Genomic DNA, 17,542 nt, shown 5'->3' on the forward strand with positions numbered 1-17,542 from the left:
CCCGTGTCGTTCTCGTTCACCAACCCCAGACCGGACCACGAACCATCCTTCTCCTTCACGGGCCCGGCGGACGTCGAAGAGCAACTACAGGCCATCACCGACATGGCACTCGAAATCCTCCGCCTCGTCGCCGAGGTCCGCAGACAGATCAACAACTGAACGCCACGCCCCACGGACGCAACGAGGGCGGCCCCCTCTCACCGAAGACCGGGCCGCCCTCACCCATGTCCGGACGCGCCACCGGAACCCTCAACAACCGCTGAAAGGCCACCGCGTGAACCAGCCCCTGCCCGAGCGCGTCGCCGACGCGCTCGCGCTCCTCACCGGCACACGCACCGTCCGCTGCCCGCACCCCGGCTGCCGGGTCTCGGTCCGCTACCGCCACGTCACCCCCGACGAAGCCAAGCGCCTGACCGACCTCGCCACCGACCACACCCGCCACTGAACACAGCGAGGGCGGCCCCCTCTCACGCCAATGAACCGGGGCCGCCCTCGTTTCCCAAGCCCTCAACAGACCTGTGGAGGTCTCCAGCATGACCCAACACCTCCCGCCCGCGCACCTACGCGTGGCATTCGCCTTAGCTCGCCGCAGCGTGCCGGTGCTGCCGCTACGGGCCGACAAGGGGCCCATGGGCAACTGCCCGGGCTGCCGTGACAACACCTGTGGTGGCCGGCCGGGCATGAAGGTGCCCGGTCCCTGCCTGTGCCCGGCGCCGTGCCACGCCTGGGCCGCCGCCACCACAGACCCTGATGTGCTCACCTCGGTCGCGTGGCGTTCCGCGTGGCGGCAGGCCGGCGCGGTCGGTTACCACCCCGGCGGTGCCGGGGTGACCGTCGTCGACCTCGACAACCAGGCCGCCGTCACCTGGGCCCGCGAAAACCTGCCCCCCACTCGCACCGTGGCCACCACCCGCGGACAGCACTGGATCTACCGCGGCACCATGACCTCCCCCAACGGGGTGCGGCCCGGCGTGGACATCAAGTCCCTCATGGCCTACGCCCGCTGGCTCGGGGCCGGCACCGGCACCACGGCGCTCCTGCCCGACGCCGTCCGCGCCCTCGCGGTGAAGGAAGAGGCCACCCCGTCCTCGGGGGTGGGGGTGGCCTCTTCATCTCCGGTCCGCGCCACGTGGGACCGCAGCGTAGCCACTGGGTGCCGCCACACCGCCGGATACGTCCGCACGGCACTGGCCCACGGGCTCGCCCGGGTCACGGCCTGCGTCGAGTCCGGAGCTGGATCCCAGGCGTTCGCCGTCGCTCGCTTCCTCGCTGCCCAGCACACCGGCTGCCCCGGCCCGTGCGGGCTGACGCTCCTGGGGCAGCAGATCACCGCCGCAGCGGTCTCCGTCGGCGTCCCGGAACCGTACGCCGAACGCGCCGTGACCCGCGGATTCGTAGCGGCGGGGACGGTCTCATGACCACCGGACCGCACCCCGCCGAGCCGACCCTCACCCCGGAGGGCCGTGGTGCGCCGAAGGTCGTCGCCGAAGGCGTCCTTTCATCTGTTCGCCCTGACCCGCGCGCCGACGACGGACGCCGGCCGGTGGCCTGGCTCCACATCGTCGCCCCCGGACGCGGCACCACCCCCACCGTCCGCTCTTGGTGCGCTTGTGGCCGAGACCTGTTCGCCGCCGGCCAGACCCGCGCGCTAGCCCTGATCGCCGATCACGAACAGCACCGAGCCACTTGCCCCCGTCTCACCTCGCGAAGGGAAGTCGCATGACCACGCACGACCCGGAGCTGTGGGAAGGGTTCAACGAGATGACCCCGGAGGACGTCGCCGGGCCCGTGTGGGACGAGCCCGTACCCCTCAACCCGCGGGGGCAGCTCCCCACGTTCCCCGTGGACGCCCTGCCCGACTGGCTCGCCGCCATGACGGCCGGAGTCGCGGAGGAGACGCAGACGCCCGTCGACCTCGCCGGGTGTCTCGCGCTCGCCGTCATCGGCACCGCCGCCGGCGGACGCCTCACCGTGACCGTCCGCGGGCAATGGACCGAACCCGTCAACCTCTACACCGCCGTCGCTCTCCCGCCCGGCAACCGCAAAAGCGCCGTGTTCGGGCTCATGACCAAACCCCTCCTCGCCGCCGAGAAAGCCCTCATCGACCTCACAGCGCCCCAGCGGGCCGAGGCCGCCGCCTCCGCCCGGATCGCGAAGGCCGCGGCCGAGAGGGCCGAGAAGCTGGCGGCCAACGCCGATGCCGACAAGCTCGCCGGACTGACCGCCCAGGCCATCTCACTGTCCGAGGCCGCCGAGCGGGCCGTCGTCCCGGTCGAGCCGCAGCTCGTCGCCGACGACGTCACGGCAGAGAGCCTGACCAGCCTCCTCGCCCAGCAAGACGGACGGATCGCGATCCTGTCCCCCGAAGGCGAGATCTTCGAGATCATCGCCGGGCGGTACTCCGGCGTCCCGAACATGGGGATCTTCCTCAAGGGCCACGCAGGGGACATGGCCCGCGTCAACCGCCAGGCCCGAGACGCCCAGTACATCGAGAACCCCGCCATCACCATGGGCCTGGCCGTACAGCCGGATGTCCTGGACTCCATCGGACAGATCAAGGGCGCCGACGGCCGCGGCCTGCTCGCCCGCTTCCTCTACTCCAAGCCCGAATCCCTCGTCGGTTACCGCAACCTCACCCCCGACCTCCTCAACCCCGACATCGCTGGCACCTACGCCAAGACGCTTGGAGGTCTGGCACTGACCCTCGCGGCCTGGACCGAGACCGTCACGCTCACCCTCACCCCGGAGGCCGACGCCGTCCTCCTCGCCTACCAGCGCGTCACCGAAGCCCGACTCCGCAAGGACGGACCTCTTGCTCCGATCGTGAACTGGGCCAGCAAGCGTGACGGCGCCGTCGCCCGCATCGCGGGCCTCCTCCACCTCGCCACCCACCCCGAGGACGCCTGGACGCGGCCTATCGCCGTCGAGACCATGGCCGCTGCCACCCGCCTCGGGGACTACTTCACCGCCCACGCCCTCGACGTCTTCAACGCCATGAAGGCCGACCCCGCCCAGGAAGCCGCCCACACCGTACTGACCCACCTGAGCGAGACCCGTACCGCCGCCTTCACCAAACGCGACCTGTTCCGCGCGATGCCCCGCAGCGAGTTCGCGGCCATGGGCGACCTCGACCCCGCCCTAGACCTCCTTGAGGAACACGGCTGGGTCCGCCAGCAGCCCCCGCCGCCCCGCACCACACGCGGCGGCCGGCCGCCCTCCCCCCGCTACGAAACCCACCCCCGCATCACCCCCGCCGCCTGAAGCCCCCGAAACCTCTGACAGAACTGACAGAACCTCCCGACTAGCCACCTGACCTGCAGAAACGGGCACTTTCGGAGCTCTGACAAAACCTCCGAAAACTCCGACAGAACTCAAAAAACCTCGCCGCGGGCGAGCCGCCCGGTCTGACAGAACCGAGGTTTTCGAGGTTCTGTCAGAGTTTTTTGAGGTTTTGTCACGCGGCCCGAACCGCCCAAATCCGCAGGTCAGAGGCCACGTGGCGAGGTTCTGTCAGTTCTGTCAGTACTTTCCGGGGTTTTCGCGCCCCGGAGCGAGCCGAAGGAACCCGATGGGCCGCCCGATGCGACACCGCCCGGCAAGCAGGAGGCAACGTCCTAGCCGGCGCCACCACGGCCTGCCGTCAGCGAAACCGCAGGTCGGACCTTGGGCCGCATAGCTGACGCGATGAGTAGAACTCCGCACGTCGGACAGACACGTACCTTTCCAACCCGCCGGAGGAGCAATGCCCGCTCAAGCTGACCCCCGCACCACCCTGCGCGGTGGACTCCCCGACCGCTACCTCACCCCTGACGACGTTTCCGAACTTCTCGACGTGCCCGTAGAGACCCTCTACCAGTGGCGGAAGAAGCGGACCGGCCCGCCCGGATTCCGCGTCGGCAAGCACACCCGCTACGACCCCGCCGACCTCTACGCGTGGATCGCCGAACAGAAGCGCAAGGACATCAGCCAAGCCGCCTAACCAACCACATGACCGCCGAGGGCGGGCCCACCCGGGCCCGCCCTCGGCGCTTGCCCAGAAAGGCCCACGCGTGGCAGGCCACATCCAAGACCGGTGGTTCAAGACCGAGCAGGGACCCGACGGCAAGCCCCGTCGGATCAAGACCGATCGCTACGGCAGCGGCATGCGCTACCGCGCACGGTTCATCGGACCGGACGGCACCGAGAAGTCGAAGAGCTTCCCCGACAGGCAGAAGCGGCTCGCCGAGAAGTGGCTGGCGCACATCGAGGCGGACATGTCCCGGGGGCAGTACATCGATCCCGCCGCCGGCCGGATCACGTTCCGGGAGTACGCAGAGAAATGGCTCGCGTCGCTGACGACGGACGTCACCACGCGATCGTCTGTCGAGGTGCAGATCCGCAAGCACGCATTGCCCTACCTTGGCCCGCGGCCACTCGACTCGTTCCGGCCCGAGCACATCCGCGACTGGCTCAGCGAGCTGGAACAGGCCCTACCGGTCTCCTCATACCGGCGCGTGATCTTCGCCAGCGTGTCTGCCGTACTCGCCGCCGCGGTTGACGACGAGTTGTTGGCGAAGAACCCGTGCAAGGCCCGTACGGTCCGGGCACCGGCTCCGGTCGCTCCGCGGGTCAGGCCGTGGACGCCTGAGCGGCTCTTCGCCGTCCGGGCGGCGCTGCCGAAGCGGTACCGAGCGATGGCCGACGCCGGCGCGGGGCTGGGGCTCCGGCAGGGGGAGATCTTCGGCCTGCCCGACGACCCCGATGACTTCCGCGGTGAATGGCTCCGGGTGGCCAATCAGGTGAAGGTGGCGAACGGGCACCTCGTCTTCGGTCTACCCAAGCGGGAAAAGGAACGAGATGTGCCGCTCCCCCGCCGCATCGCGCAGGTGCTGCGAGAGCATCGCGAGGATTTCCCGCCGGTCGACGTGACGCTCCCCTGGCTCAAGCCGGACGGGCCCCTCGTCACCAAGCGGCTGCTGTTCTCCCTTCCGGGCGGGGGCGCGGTGCGGCGCACCGACTTCAACACCCGGGTGTGGAAGTTCGCCCTCGCGCAGGCCGGCGTCATCCCGGAGCCGCGGCCGGCCCAGCGGCATCAGGCCGCGCGCGAGCACGGGATGCACGCGCTGCGGCACTTCTACGCGTCGGTGCTGCTGGACTCCGGGGAGAACATCAAGGCGCTGAGCACCTACCTCGGACACGGGGACCCCGGGTTCACGCTCCGGGTCTACACGCACCTGATGCCGAGCAGTCATGAGCGCGCCCTGAGGGCCTTGGACGAGGTCTACGAGGCCACCGATCCGACGGCTGACGGCCCACAGACGGCCCAGGAGGGGTGAGACGGATCCGGGCCGGCGGCTTTCTGCCGCCGATCCGGGATGCCGTCTGACTGGGATACCGCTTCTGACCTGCGGTTACAGCACCGGCATCATCTTGCGGAGTTCGAAGGCGGTGACCTCGGAGCGGTACTCCTCCCACTCCTGCTTCTTGTTGCGCAGGAAGAAGTCGAAGACGTGCTCGCCGAGGGTTTCGGCGACCAGTTCGCTGCGTTCCATCAGGGAGATGGCCTCGCCCAGGTTCTGCGGGAGGGGCTCGATGCCCATCGCGCGGCGTTCGGCGTCGGAGAGGGCCCAGACGTCGTCGTCGGCGCCGGCCGGCAGCTCGTAGCCCTCCTCGATGCCCTTGAGGCCCGCCGCGAGGAGGACGGCGTACGTCAGGTAGGGGTTGGCGCCGGAGTCGATCGAGCGGACCTCGATGCGGGAGGAGCCGGTCTTGCCCGGCTTGTACATCGGGACGCGGATCAGGGCCGAGCGGTTGTTGTGGCCCCAGCAGATGTACGAGGGGGCCTCGCCGCCCGAGCCGGCGGTGCGGGACGAGCCGCCCCAGATGCGCTTGTAGGAGTTGACCCACTGGTTGGTGACGGCGGCGGTCTCCGCGGCGTGCCGGAGCAGGCCGGCGATGAAGGAGCGGCCGACCTTCGAGAGCTGGTACTCGGCGCCCGACTCGTAGAACGCGTTGCGGTCGCCCTCGAAGAGGGAGAGGTGGGTGTGCATGCCCGAGCCCGGGTACTCGGAGAACGGCTTCGGCATGAAGGTGGCCTGGACGCCCTGCTCCAGGGCCACCTGCTTCATGACGAGGCGGAAGGTCATGATGTTGTCGGCGGTGGAGAGCGCGTCGGCGTAGCGCAGGTCGATCTCCTGCTGGCCGGGGGCGCCCTCGTGGTGGCTGAACTCGACCGAGATGCCCATGGATTCGAGCATGGTGATCGCCTGGCGGCGGAAGTCCATGCCGACGTTCTGCGGGGTGTGGTCGAAGTAGCCGGAGTTGTCCGCGGGAGTGGGCCGGGTGCCGTCCAGCGGCTTGTCCTTGAGCAGGAAGAACTCGATCTCCGGGTGGGTGTAGAAGGTGAAGCCCAGGTCGGAGGTCTTGTTGAGGATGCGCTTGAGGACATAGCGGGGGTCCGCGTACGACGGGGAGCCGTCCGGCATCAGGATGTCGCAGAACATCCGGGCGGTCCCGGGCGCCTCGGCGCGCCACGGCAGTATCTGGAACGTGCCCGGATCCGGCTTGGCGATCATGTCGGACTCGTAGACCCGCGCGAAGCCCTCGATGGCGGAGCCGTCGAAGCCGATGCCCTCGTCGAAGGCCTGCTCCAGTTCCGCGGGCGCGACCGCGACGGACTTCAGGAAGCCCAGCACGTCGGTGAACCACAGGCGCACGAAGCGGATGTCGCGCTCCTCGAGCGTCCGGAGGACGAATTCCTGCTGCTTGTCCATGCCTTCATCCTCGCAGTTCAGACGGCGTGTGCACCACCGCCCCCCGGAGGGGGAGCACAGTCGGGCCGGCCCAGTATCGCCACCCGTGGTTTCCGCCACATTACGCACCCCTGAAAGGTCGTGGCACCCCCGCACTGACCTCGGGCCGGTCATGAGCATTACCATCTGCGGCCATGGGGGGCTGGAAGCACAGGGAGCTCGGGGGCCACACCGGTCCCCCGGCCCGGCGTGCCGCCCGGTCGGCGGCGCCGGTGGCCGTGGCCGCCGTGCTCGCCCTCGGGGTGCTGCTGTGGGGTGCCGCCTTCCCCTGCGCGGGGAACCCGGTGGCCCACGGGCCCCGGACGGCCGTCGCGCAGGCGCGCCACCCGGTGCGGTACCCCGCGCACCATCCGGCGTACGGGACGGTTCACGGGACGGCGTACGCGACGACGTACGTGACGACGTACGGGGCCGCCTACCGCCCGGCGCCCGGTCCGGCGCACGCCGACTGCGTGGCCCCGTACGAGCTGCCGGGCTGTGTCCCACGCTCCGACGCGCCGCCCGCCGTACTGCCCGTCCCCGCGTCGGCCCTCGCCGCGGTGGGGGCCGGGGCGGTGGTGACCGCGCGCCCCGCGTACGCCGGCCCGGTCCGGGCGCCGGGGACCCTCGCGCGCGCCCCCGACCTGCACGCCCTCCAGGTACTGCGGACCTGACGCCCTCGGGCGCGCCCGACCGCGCCCCCATAGCGGAACCGCCTTCCACCCCCCTCAGCAGAAGGAACAGGGCACATGGCCAGCAAGTCCGGCAAGACCACCACCGACCACAACGCGCGGCAGGCCCGCATAGCCGAGATGCGCCGCGCGGAGAAAGCACGCGACCGGCGTAACAAGATCATCGCGATCACCGCCTCGACCGCCGTCTTCGCCGCCCTCATCGGCTTCGGCTCGTGGATGCTGATCAACCAGAAGCAGAAGGAGAAGGACGCCGCCGCGGCCCGCAAGGCGCCGGTGAGCGGCGAGCGGAGCTGGGACCTCAAGACGCTGGGCCGCAACCACGTCGAGACCCCGGTCACCTACCCGATGAACCCGCCGGTCGGCGGTGACCACAACCCCCGGTGGATGAACTGCGACGGCGACGTCTACCCGAACCCGCTGCCCGAGGTGAACGCGGTGCACTCGCTGGAGCACGGCGCGGTCTGGGTGACGTACAACGAGAAGGCCGCCAAGGCGGACGTGGACACGCTGGCCGAGAAGGTCCGCAAGACCCCGTACACGCTGATGAGCCCGGACAAGACGCAGGCCGGGACGATCATGCTCAGCGCGTGGGGCAAGCAGCTCACCGTGAGCAACGCGGCCGACCCGCGGGTGGCGCAGTTCTTCACCAAGTACGTGCAGGGGCCGCAGACCCCGGAGCCGGGCGCGGCCTGCACCAACGGGCTGGCCGGAAAGTGACCCCGTCCCAGGGGTGGCGGGGCGTGTCCCGTACGTACTGGGCCGCGGGCACGGCGGTCGTCGTCGCCGCGCTGTTCGCGATCGGGGCCACGGTCGCCACCGCGAACGGCGGCGCCGGCGACGACGGTTCGGGCTCCTCCTCCCGGACGCCGGGGCTCTACTCGGCGGACGCCGGCTTCGCCCGGGACATGGCGGTGCACCACCAGCAGGCCGTGGAGATGTCCTTCATCGTCCGGGACCGCACCCAGGACGAGGCGGTCCGCGGCCTCGCCTACGACATCGCCAACACCCAGGCCAACCAGCGGGGCATGCTGCTCGGCTGGCTGGACCTGTGGGGGCTGCCGAAGGTCGTGGCGGACGAACCGCCGATGTCCTGGATGGGCGGCGACGACGGGCACGACATGTCGGGGATGGACGGGCACGACATGGGCGGGCAGGACATGTCGGGTCACGACATGGGCGGCGCCACCACGAAGCCCGGCGCGCTGATGCCCGGCATGGCCACCAAGGAGGAACTGGACCGGCTGCGCACCGCCCAGGGCCGGGACGCGGAGGTGCTCTACCTCCAGCTGATGACCGACCACCACAAGGGCGGCGTCGCGATGGCCCAGGGCTGCGCGAGCCGGTGCGCGACCCCGGCGGAGCGGAAGCTGGCCGAGGGAATGGTGGCGGCGCAACGGTCGGAGCTGACGCTGATGGCCGACATGCTGAAGCAGCGCGGGGCCGCGCCGAGCGCGTGAGGGGTGACGCCCGTACGGTGGTGGGAGGCGCCTCGGCCGCTGCCTCACGGTCGGCCCCCGCGCCTTCCACCTGGCCTCTCACCTGGTCTTACGTCCGGCCTTTCACCCGTCCGGGCCTACCCCCGTTCGGGTGGGGTCGCGTAGTCCGTCCGGCCGAACGACGATGGGGACGCCGGGACGGGTGCGTCCGCGCCCGCCCGAACGGCGCGCTCAGGAGGTACACGAGATGACGACCGCCGCAGACATCATGCACCCCGGGGCCCAGTGGATCCCGGCCGGTGAAACCCTGGACCGGGCCGCTCAGCTCATGGCCCGGCTGAATGTGGGCGCCCTGCCCGTCAGCGACGAGAACGAACGCCTCTGCGGCATCATCACGGACCGCGACATCGTGGTGTCGTGCGTGGCCAAGGGACACGACCCGTCGGTGGTCACCTGCGGTGACCTCTGTCAGGGCACACCGCGCTGGATCGACGCCGAGGCGGACATCTCCGACGTACTGGACGAGATGGAAAGCCATCAGATCAAGCGGCTCCCGGTGATCCAGGACAAGAGGCTGGTCGGCATGATCAGCGAGGCGGACCTGGCGCAGCACCTCTCGGAGGAGCAGATCGCCGGCTTCGTCGAGAAGGTCTACGCCCGGCGCTGACCGGCGGGACGGCCGACGCCGCTTCGAGGACCGCCCGCGCCACCCGGCGCGGGCGGTGCGGCACGCCCGGGTGCCCGGCCGGCTCGACGACCTCGACCCGCCGGCGCCGCGTGCCCCGCCCCGCGGCCGGGTCGTACGCCGCCGGGGCGGTGACGGGGGCGGTGGTCGGGTGCGTGGCCCGCGGCGTGAGCGGTTCGGCGGCCACGTCCGGGCAGCGGGCGCTCGCCGCCGGGCACCGCGCCCGGCCCCGCGGCCGGTCCGGCGCTCGCACATGGTGCGGCTCATGGATGGTGCGGCTCATGCCGGAACGTGACGCCGTCCCGGATCGGCGGGGGCCAAAGCGGTGGGGGCCCAAAGCGGTTGGAGGGGGTCGGAGGGCGTGGCAGGGTGGTGATCACCGCGTCGTCCGCCGATGCGGGGCACCACCACCGCCGTTCCGAAGGACACCGCCAGGTATGACTACGCCCCCGAACCCGCCGAGCAGCCCGAGCGACCCGCCGACGGAGCCCTCGGGGACCCCCATACCGGAGGACACGGCACCCCCGGCCCCGCATCCCATACCCGAGGGCCCCGAGGACGCGGCGCCGCCCACCCCGCCCCTCTCCCTGGCCAAGACCCCGCGCCCCGCACCCGCAGACCCCGAGGACGCGACGCCCTCCGCCGAGCCGCTCTCGCTCACCAAAACCCCCCGGGCCGCGCCCCAGGACGCCCCGCCCCGGGAGACGCCCGCCCCCTCCCACTTCGCGCCGCTCACCCCGCCGCCCACCGCGCCTCAGGCGGCGCCGCCCGGCGCCGCGCCGTACCCGGCGCCGTACGCCGCCCACCAGGGCGGTCCGGGCCCCGCCCCGCAGGCACCGGCCTACCCGGGCCCCGCCCCGCAGGCCAACCCCTTCGCGCCCCCCGGCCACTCCGGATACGCCGGTCAGTCCGGATACGCCGGATACCCGGGACAGCCCGGCTACCCCGTCCCCCCCGCGCGACCGGCCAACCACCTGGCCGTCGCCGCCCTCGTCCTCGGGCTCACCGCCCTCTGCTTCGGCGCGATCCCGTTCGCGTTCTGGATCGGCGCCCTCACCGGCCTCGTCGGCCTCGGCCTGGGCATCGCCGCCATCGTCGGCGCCTCCCGCGGCGCCCCCCGCAAGACGATGTCCGTGATCGCCACGGTGCTCTGTGTCCTCGGCCTCTTCGCCTCGGTCGGCGGCTACTACCTGACGGTCGCCGTCATCCACCGGGCGTCGGACCAGGTGGACCGCAGGCTGGACCCCGACCGGATCCTGCCGGACGACCCGGACCCGAGCGCCGACCCCGACGACACCGCCGACCCGGACCCGGACCCCACCCGGGGCCTCGGCGTCCCGGTCCCCTTCGGCAGCACCGTGGACTACCCGAACGGCGTCCGCGTCAGCCTGTCCGAGCCGAAGGAGTACGTCACGAAGAGCAAGTACATCGAGGTCGGCAACGCGGTGGGGATGGACATCACGATCACCAACACCTCCGACAAACCCATCGAGGTCATCTACGCGCTCCCCACCGTCCGCGACGAGCACGGCGGGCGCGGCAAGCTCGTCTTCGACGGCGCCACGCCGAAGATGGTGACGGGCACCATCCGGCCCGACGCCACCGCCACCGGCTTCGCCGCGTACGAGGTCCCCGAGGGCACGAAGAGGATCACCGCCGAGGTCTCCCCGGTGATCCCCGGGCCGCCCGCCCGCTTCCTCGGCAGCATCGGCTGACGGTCCCGCCGACGGCCCGGGTCCCGCGCCGAGCGCCCGTACGGGAGGCGGAACGCGGGACCCGGCACCGGGTCCCCAGGACATCGCGTCAGTAAGACGATTAGACTGGGCCCGTGCCTCAACTACGCCTCGCTCTGAATCAGATCGACTCGCATGTCGGCAACATCGCCGCGAACGCCGACTCGGTCGTCCACTGGACCCGGCACTCCGCCGAGCAGGGCGCCCATCTGGTGGCGTTCCCGGAGATGATGCTGACCGGGTACCCCGTCGAGGACCTCGCCCTGCGCGGCTCCTTCGTCGACGCCTCCCGCGCGGCCCTGCGCGACCTCGCGCGGCGCCTCGCGGCCGAGGGCCTCGGCGAACTGCCGGTCGTCGTCGGCTACCTCGACCGCTCCGAGCGGACCGCCCAGCGGCTCGGCCTGCCGCCCGGCTCCCCGGAGAACGCGGCCGCGGTGCTGCACCGCGGGGAGGTCGTGCTGCGCTTCGCCAAGCACCACCTGCCCAACTACGGCGTCTTCGACGAGTTCCGGTACTTCGTGCCGGGCGACACCCAGCCGGTCATCCGGGTGCGCGGCGTCGACGTGGCGCTGGCCATCTGCGAGGACCTGTGGCAGGAGGGCGGCCGCGTCCCGGCGACCCGCTCCGCGGGGGCCGGCCTGCTGGTGTCGATCAACGCCTCGCCCTACGAGCGCGACAAGGACGACACGCGCCTGGACCTGGTCCGCAAGCGCGCCCAGGAGGCCGGCTGCACGCTGGCGTACCTGGCGATGATCGGCGGGCAGGACGAGCTGGTCTTCGACGGGGACTCGATCGTCGTCGGCGCCGACGGCGAGGTCATCACGCGCGCCCCGCAGTTCTCGGAGGGGTGCGTCCTCGTCGACCTCGACCTGCCCGCCGCCCGCGCGGACGCCCCGGAGGGCGTGGTCGAGGACGGTCTGCGGATCGACCGGGTGATCCTCTCCGAGGAGCCGGTGGAACCGTACGAGCCGGTCGTGCCGGGCGGTTACGCCGAGCGCCTCGACGACGATGAGGAGATCTACGACGCGCTGGTCGTGGGCCTGCGCGCGTACGTCAAGAAGAACGGGTTCCGTTCGGTGCTGATCGGGCTGTCCGGCGGCATCGACTCCGCGCTCGTCGCCGCCATCGCCTGCGACGCCATCGGCGCGCAGAACGTGTACGGCATCTCGATGCCCTCGAAGTACTCCTCGGACCACTCCAAGGGCGACGCGGCCGAACTCGCGCGGCGCACCGGTCTGAACCTGCGCACGGTGCCGATCGAGCCGATGTTCGACGCGTACATGGGCTCCCTGGGTCTGACCGGTCTGGCCGAGGAGAACCTCCAGTCCCGACTGCGCGGCACCACGCTGATGGCGGTCTCCAACCAGGAGGGCCACATCGTGCTGGCCCCGGGCAACAAGTCGGAACTGGCCGTCGGCTACTCGACCCTCTACGGGGACTCGGTCGGCGCCTACGGCCCGATCAAGGACGTCTACAAGACGGTGGTCTTCCGTCTGGCGGAGTACCGCAACCGGGCCGCCGCCGAGCGCGGCGAGACCCCGCCGATCCCGGAGAACTCGATCGTGAAGCCGCCGAGCGCCGAGCTGCGCCCGGGGCAGGTGGACACGGACTCGCTGCCGGACTACCCGGTGCTCGACGCGATCCTGGAGCTGTACGTCGACCGTGACCGGGGGATCGAGGAGATCGTCGCGGCCGGCTACGACCGGGAGCTCGTCGCCAAGACCCTCCGGATGGTGGACACGGCCGAGTACAAGCGCCGCCAGTACCCGCCGGGCACCAAGATCTCCGCGAAGGGCTTCGGCAAGGACCGCCGGCTGCCCATCACGAACGGCTGGCGCGAGCACGCTTAGGACGGGCGCTCCGTACGCCCGGGGCCCCGGCCGCTCTTCTCGGCGGCCGGGGCCCCGGCGTATGTGCCGGAGGCGTTACGGCGTGAGCGCGACCCGGGCCGCGATGGGCAGGTGGTCGCTGTCGGTGCGCGGGAGGGTCCAGGACGCCTTCGGCGTGACGCCCCGGACCAGGATCTGGTCGATACGGGCCATCGGGAACCGGGCCGGCCAGGTGAACCCGAAGCCGTCGCCCGCCGCGCCCTGGGTGGACCGCAGCTGCGAGGTGATCTCCGACAGCGACCGGTCGTTGACGGTGCCGTTGAGGTCGCCGAGCAGCACGACCCGCTTGAGCGGTTCGGCGGCGAGCGCGGCGCCCAGCGCGTCGGCGCTGTTGTCCCGCTGGTTCGCGGTGAACCCGGCGTTCAACTTGACCCGGACGGACGGCAGGTGCGCGACGAAGGCGGCCACGTCCCCGGCGGGGGTCTTCACGGTGACGCGCATCGCCCGCGTCCAGCCCATCTTGATGTCGACGGGCCGGCTGGAGGTGAGCGGGTACTTGCTCCACACGCCGACCGTTCCCTCGACGGCGTGGTACTTGTACGTCGGCTCCAGCGCCTTCTCGTAGGCCGGGACGGCGCCCGCCTTGAGCTCTGTCAGGGCCAGTACGTCGGCCCCGGCCGCGGCGACCGATTCGGCGGTGCCGCGGGGGTCCGGGTTGGCGGCGTCCACGTTGTGGGTGGCGATGGTCAGGTCGCCGCCGGTCCCGGACTTGTCGGTGACCAGGCCGCCGAAGAGGTTCACCCAGACGGCGGCGGTCAGCGCTATCGAGAGCAGCGCGGTCGCCGATTTCCGGATCACGGCCGCCACCAGGAGCAACGGGACGGCCAGACCGAGCCAGGGCAGGAAGGTCTCGGTGAGGCTGCCGAGGTTGCCGACGTCGTTCGGCAGCTCCGCATGGAAGATCATCACCAGTGAGACCAGCGCGGCCAGGGCCGCCGTCACGATCCCGCGCCGCCAGATCCCGCGGTCCCTGCGCCATTCGGCGATCCGGCGCCGCAGACCGGATCCGGAGGGCTCCGGCTCCGAGCCGCCGCCGTTCCCCGTCTCCGTCATGTACGCCTGTGCCATGTGACTGCCCTCGCTGCCGTGCTTGCGCTGCGTCCCCGCCCCTTGACCCTAGGCGATCGACGCGGCCATCCGTGCCGTACGTTCCGGCCGTACGACGGGAGGACGAACAGCTGTCCGCCCCGGGTTCCGGTTGTCACGAAACGCGCACATTCGATCAGGCGCGACTGGAGTCCGGCCCGTAGCCGGCCCCGGAGTGTGACGGACCGGTCATCCCACCACTTCCGCCTCCGGCCCGAACAGTGCCACCATGGTGGGTGAGTCCGGGGACGTCGTCAGGACGCCTCGAGATGACACAAGGAGCAGCAGCAATGACGCATGCCGTTTCGCCTGCCCGCGAAGCTTCCGGCCCCACCCTGTACGGGGGCACGGGCACCCGCCGGGTCACCATCCGCGACCTGGCCCTGGCCAAGGAGCGCGGGGAGAAGTGGCCCATGCTCACGGCGTACGACGCGATGACCGCGTCGGTGTTCGACGAGGCCGGCATCCCGGTCGTCCTGGTCGGCGACTCCATGGGCAACTGTCACCTCGGCTACGAGACCACCGTCCCCGTGACGATGGACGAGATGACCCTGCTCTCGGCGGCCGTCGTACGGGGCACCCGCCGCGCCCTGGTCATCGGCGACCTGCCGTTCGGTTCGTACCAGGAAGGCGCCGTGCAGGCGCTGCGGAGCGCGACCCGGCTGGTCAAGGAGGCGGGTGTCGGGGCGGTCAAGCTGGAGGGCGGCGAGCGCTCGCTGGCCCAGACCGAGCTGATCGTGCAGTCCGGCATCCCCGTCATGTCCCACCTGGGGCTGACCCCCCAGTCCGTGAACGCCATGGGCTACCGGGTACAGGGCCGCGGCGACGAGGCCGCGCACCAGCTGCTGCGCGACGCGAAGGCGGCACAGGACGCGGGCGCGTTCGCGGTGGTGCTGGAGCTGGTCCCGGCCGAGCTGGCCGCCGAGGTCACGCGGTCGCTGCACATCCCGACGGTGGGCATCGGCGCGGGCTCGGAGTGCGACGCCCAGGTGTTGGTGTGGACCGACATGATGGGCCTGACCGGGGGGAAGATGCCGAAGTTCGTGAAGCAGTACGCGAACCTCCGGCAGACCATGGGCGATGCGGCGAAGGCGTTCGCCGAGGACGTGGTCGGCGGATCGTTCCCGCAGCCGGAGCACGCCTTCCACTGAGCCTTCCTCCCCCGCTCCAACCCGCTTCCTGACAGCCCGTCGGCCCGCGCGCCGGCGGGCTGTCGGGTTTGCCCGTCGGCGGGCTGTCGGGTTTGCCCGTCGGTGCGCCGTCGCCCCGCCCGTCGGTTCGCTGTCGGTCGGCTGTCGGTCGCCTGTCGGCGGTTTGTCAGTGGCGGGTGGTCCCATGGTGGACATGACGCGAAACGACAAGAATCCCCTGAACGGCTCGCACGCCGTAGAGGTGCGGGGGCTGGTCAAGCACTACGGCGAGACCAAGGCCCTCGACGGTGTGGACCTCGATGTGCGCGAGGGAACCGTGCTCGGGGTCCTCGGGCCCAACGGCGCCGGCAAGACCACCCTGGTCCGCATCCTGTCCACCCTGATCGCCCCGGACGCCGGGACCGCGACGGTCGCCGGTTTCGACGTGGTCCGCCAGCCCCGGCAACTGCGCCGCACCATAGGCCTGACCGGCCAGTACGCCTCGGTCGACGAGAAGCTCTCCGGTTGGGAGAACCTCTACATGATCGGCCGGCTGCTGGACCTGCCCCGCAAGGAGGCCCGGTCGCGCGCCGACGAGTTGCTGGAGCGGTTCTCGCTCACCGAAGCCGCCAAGAAGGCGGCGATGAACTACTCCGGCGGCATGCGGCGCCGGCTCGACCTCGCGGCGTCGATGATCGGCCGCCCGGCCGTCCTGTACTTGGACGAGCCCACGACCGGCCTCGACCCCCGGACCCGTAACGAGGTGTGGGACGAGGTGCAGCGGATGGTCGCGGAAGGCGCGACCGTCCTGCTGACCACCCAGTACATGGAGGAGGCCGAGCAGCTCGCCGACGAGCTGACGGTCATCGACCGGGGCAAGGTCATCGCCAAGGGCAAGGTCGACGAGTTGAAGGCCCGGGTCGGCGGCCGCACCCTGCGGATCCGGCCCGTGTCCCCCTCCGACCTGCCGGCCATGGCCCGGGCGTTGGCCGAGGCCGGGTTGGACGGGGTGGCCGGCTCCCAGGCCGTGCCCGACGAGGGCGTGCTGCTGGTGCCGATCCTCAGCGACGAGCAACTGACCGCGGTGGTCGGCCTGCTGGCCGCCCGCGGCTACGCCATAGCCGACCTCGGCACCTACCTGCCCAGCCTCGACGAGGTGTTCCTTTCCATCACCGGCCAGAAGCCCTCTTCCGAGGTCTTCGCCCAGCAGACCGAGGAGGTCGCGGCATGAGTACCGTCACCACGTCCAAGCCCACTCCCCCCGCGGCCACTTCGGCCGCGCCGACCGCGGGACCGGCCGGCGAGGGTCGGATCGGCCTGCGGGCCAATCTGCGGCACATCGGCGCCCTGGTGCGCCGCAACACCCTGCAGATCAAGCAGGACCCCGAATCGATGTTCGACGTCGTGTTCATGCCGATCATCTTCACGCTGCTGTTCGTGTTCGTCTTCGGCGGCGCGATCTCCGGCAAGGGCCAGCAGGAGGCGTACGTCAACTACGTCGTCCCGGGCCTGATGGCGATGATGGGCATGAACATCGCCATGGGCGTCGGCACGGGGGTGAACGACGACTTCAAGAAGGGCGTGATGGACCGCTTCCGGTCCATGCCCATCGCCCGGTCCTCCGTGCTGATAGCCAAGATCGTGGTCGAACTCGGCCGCATGATGGTCGCCATCGCGATCCTGCTCTGCGTGGGCTTCATGCTGGGACTGTCGATCAAGACCTCGGTGCTGGACCTGTTCCTGTCGATCGGGCTGTCCGCGGTGTTCGGCGCCTCCCTGATGTGGATCTTCATCCTGCTCGGCCTGACGATGAAGACCGCGCAGGCCGTCCAGGGCATGGCCATGCTGGTCCTGATGCCGCTCCAGTTCGGCAGCTCGATCTTCGCCCCGCCGTCGACCATGCCGGGGTGGCTGCAGACCTTCACCGACTACAACCCGCTGTCCAACCTGGCCGACGCGGCGCGCGGTCTGATCAACGGCGGCGCGGTCGCCCACCCGGTGTGGGTGACGCTGGCCTGGTCAGTGGCCATCACGCTCGTCACCATGCCGCTCGCGGTACGCAAGTTCCGCCAGAAGACCTGATCCGGGGGCCGGTCCGTTCCGGATCGCGTCCCGGAC

Annotated in this window: 17 protein-coding genes; 15 read left to right on the forward strand and 2 right to left on the reverse strand. The window is 71.1% G+C overall.

The window, feature by feature from the left end:
* Positions 1-3: 3 nt before the first annotated feature.
* From ACFVXJ_RS05995 to ACFVXJ_RS06020, 6 genes are all read left to right on the forward strand, one after another.
* The gene (locus ACFVXJ_RS05995; RefSeq protein WP_330261746.1) at positions 4-159 is read left to right on the forward strand and encodes a hypothetical protein; all 156 of its coding nucleotides are present in this window, start codon (positions 4-6) and stop codon (positions 157-159) included.
* A gap of 115 nt (positions 160-274) precedes the next feature.
* Positions 275-445: a hypothetical protein gene (locus ACFVXJ_RS06000; protein ID WP_389659305.1), complete on the forward strand. Its 171-nt coding sequence runs from the start codon at positions 275-277 to the stop codon at positions 443-445.
* An 88-nt stretch (positions 446-533) separates the two neighbouring features.
* On the forward strand, positions 534-1,418 hold the full coding sequence (locus ACFVXJ_RS06005) for a DNA primase (RefSeq protein WP_389659308.1): 885 nt from the start codon (positions 534-536) through the stop codon (positions 1,416-1,418).
* Positions 1,419-1,719: 301 nt separating this feature from the next.
* On the forward strand, positions 1,720-3,261 hold the full coding sequence (locus ACFVXJ_RS06010) for a YfjI family protein (RefSeq protein ID WP_389659311.1): 1,542 nt from the start codon (positions 1,720-1,722) through the stop codon (positions 3,259-3,261).
* 481 nt (positions 3,262-3,742) lie between these two features.
* Positions 3,743-3,979, forward strand: coding sequence for a helix-turn-helix transcriptional regulator (locus tag ACFVXJ_RS06015; RefSeq protein WP_389659314.1), 237 nt, complete (start codon positions 3,743-3,745; stop codon positions 3,977-3,979).
* Between the two features lie 70 nt (positions 3,980-4,049).
* Complete coding sequence (locus ACFVXJ_RS06020; RefSeq protein WP_389659317.1) at positions 4,050-5,315, forward strand: tyrosine-type recombinase/integrase; 1,266 nt, start codon at positions 4,050-4,052, stop codon at positions 5,313-5,315.
* A gap of 75 nt (positions 5,316-5,390) precedes the next feature.
* On the opposite strand, the gene glnA is transcribed toward ACFVXJ_RS06020, so the two are convergent.
* Positions 5,391-6,752: a type I glutamate--ammonia ligase gene (glnA, locus tag ACFVXJ_RS06025; protein ID WP_389659320.1), complete on the reverse strand. Its 1,362-nt coding sequence runs from the start codon at positions 6,750-6,752 to the stop codon at positions 5,391-5,393.
* A 173-nt stretch (positions 6,753-6,925) separates the two neighbouring features.
* Between glnA and ACFVXJ_RS06030 the strand changes: the two genes are divergently transcribed.
* The 6 genes from ACFVXJ_RS06030 to ACFVXJ_RS06055 all read left to right on the forward strand — a co-directional run bounded on the left by ACFVXJ_RS06030 (position 6,926) and on the right by ACFVXJ_RS06055 (position 13,169).
* The gene (locus tag ACFVXJ_RS06030) at positions 6,926-7,444 is read left to right on the forward strand and encodes a hypothetical protein (protein ID WP_389659323.1); all 519 of its coding nucleotides are present in this window, start codon (positions 6,926-6,928) and stop codon (positions 7,442-7,444) included.
* Between the two features lie 75 nt (positions 7,445-7,519).
* Complete coding sequence (locus ACFVXJ_RS06035) at positions 7,520-8,182, forward strand: DUF3105 domain-containing protein (protein WP_389659326.1); 663 nt, start codon at positions 7,520-7,522, stop codon at positions 8,180-8,182.
* A gap of 23 nt (positions 8,183-8,205) precedes the next feature.
* Positions 8,206-8,922 (forward strand): DUF305 domain-containing protein, encoded by a 717-nt coding sequence (locus ACFVXJ_RS06040; RefSeq protein WP_389659329.1) that lies wholly within the window; start codon positions 8,206-8,208, stop codon positions 8,920-8,922.
* A gap of 226 nt (positions 8,923-9,148) precedes the next feature.
* Positions 9,149-9,568, forward strand: coding sequence for a CBS domain-containing protein (locus ACFVXJ_RS06045; RefSeq protein WP_361310401.1), 420 nt, complete (start codon positions 9,149-9,151; stop codon positions 9,566-9,568).
* Between the two features lie 455 nt (positions 9,569-10,023).
* On the forward strand, positions 10,024-11,301 hold the full coding sequence (locus tag ACFVXJ_RS06050; RefSeq protein ID WP_389659332.1) for a hypothetical protein: 1,278 nt from the start codon (positions 10,024-10,026) through the stop codon (positions 11,299-11,301).
* Between the two features lie 113 nt (positions 11,302-11,414).
* The gene (locus tag ACFVXJ_RS06055) at positions 11,415-13,169 is read left to right on the forward strand and encodes an NAD+ synthase (protein ID WP_389659335.1); all 1,755 of its coding nucleotides are present in this window, start codon (positions 11,415-11,417) and stop codon (positions 13,167-13,169) included.
* Positions 13,170-13,244: 75 nt separating this feature from the next.
* Here ACFVXJ_RS06055 and ACFVXJ_RS06060 read toward each other — a convergent pair whose 3' ends face one another.
* On the reverse strand, positions 13,245-14,276 hold the full coding sequence (locus ACFVXJ_RS06060) for an endonuclease/exonuclease/phosphatase family protein (RefSeq protein ID WP_389659338.1): 1,032 nt from the start codon (positions 14,274-14,276) through the stop codon (positions 13,245-13,247).
* 287 nt (positions 14,277-14,563) lie between these two features.
* On the opposite strand from ACFVXJ_RS06060, the gene panB reads away from it, so the two are divergent.
* The 3 genes from panB to ACFVXJ_RS06075 all read left to right on the forward strand — a co-directional run bounded on the left by panB (position 14,564) and on the right by ACFVXJ_RS06075 (position 17,506).
* Positions 14,564-15,445, forward strand: coding sequence for a 3-methyl-2-oxobutanoate hydroxymethyltransferase (panB, locus tag ACFVXJ_RS06065; protein ID WP_389659341.1), 882 nt, complete (start codon positions 14,564-14,566; stop codon positions 15,443-15,445).
* A 184-nt stretch (positions 15,446-15,629) separates the two neighbouring features.
* The gene (locus ACFVXJ_RS06070) at positions 15,630-16,655 is read left to right on the forward strand and encodes an ATP-binding cassette domain-containing protein (RefSeq protein ID WP_389659344.1); all 1,026 of its coding nucleotides are present in this window, start codon (positions 15,630-15,632) and stop codon (positions 16,653-16,655) included.
* The gene (locus ACFVXJ_RS06075) at positions 16,652-17,506 is read left to right on the forward strand and encodes an ABC transporter permease (RefSeq protein WP_389659347.1); all 855 of its coding nucleotides are present in this window, start codon (positions 16,652-16,654) and stop codon (positions 17,504-17,506) included. Before ACFVXJ_RS06070 ends, ACFVXJ_RS06075 begins: the two co-directional genes overlap by 4 nt.
* The last annotated feature ends 36 nt before the right edge of the window (positions 17,507-17,542 follow it).

The sequence above is a fragment of the Streptomyces sp. NPDC058279 genome, assembly GCF_042881255.1.
Lineage (GTDB): Bacteria > Actinomycetota > Actinomycetes > Streptomycetales > Streptomycetaceae > Streptomyces.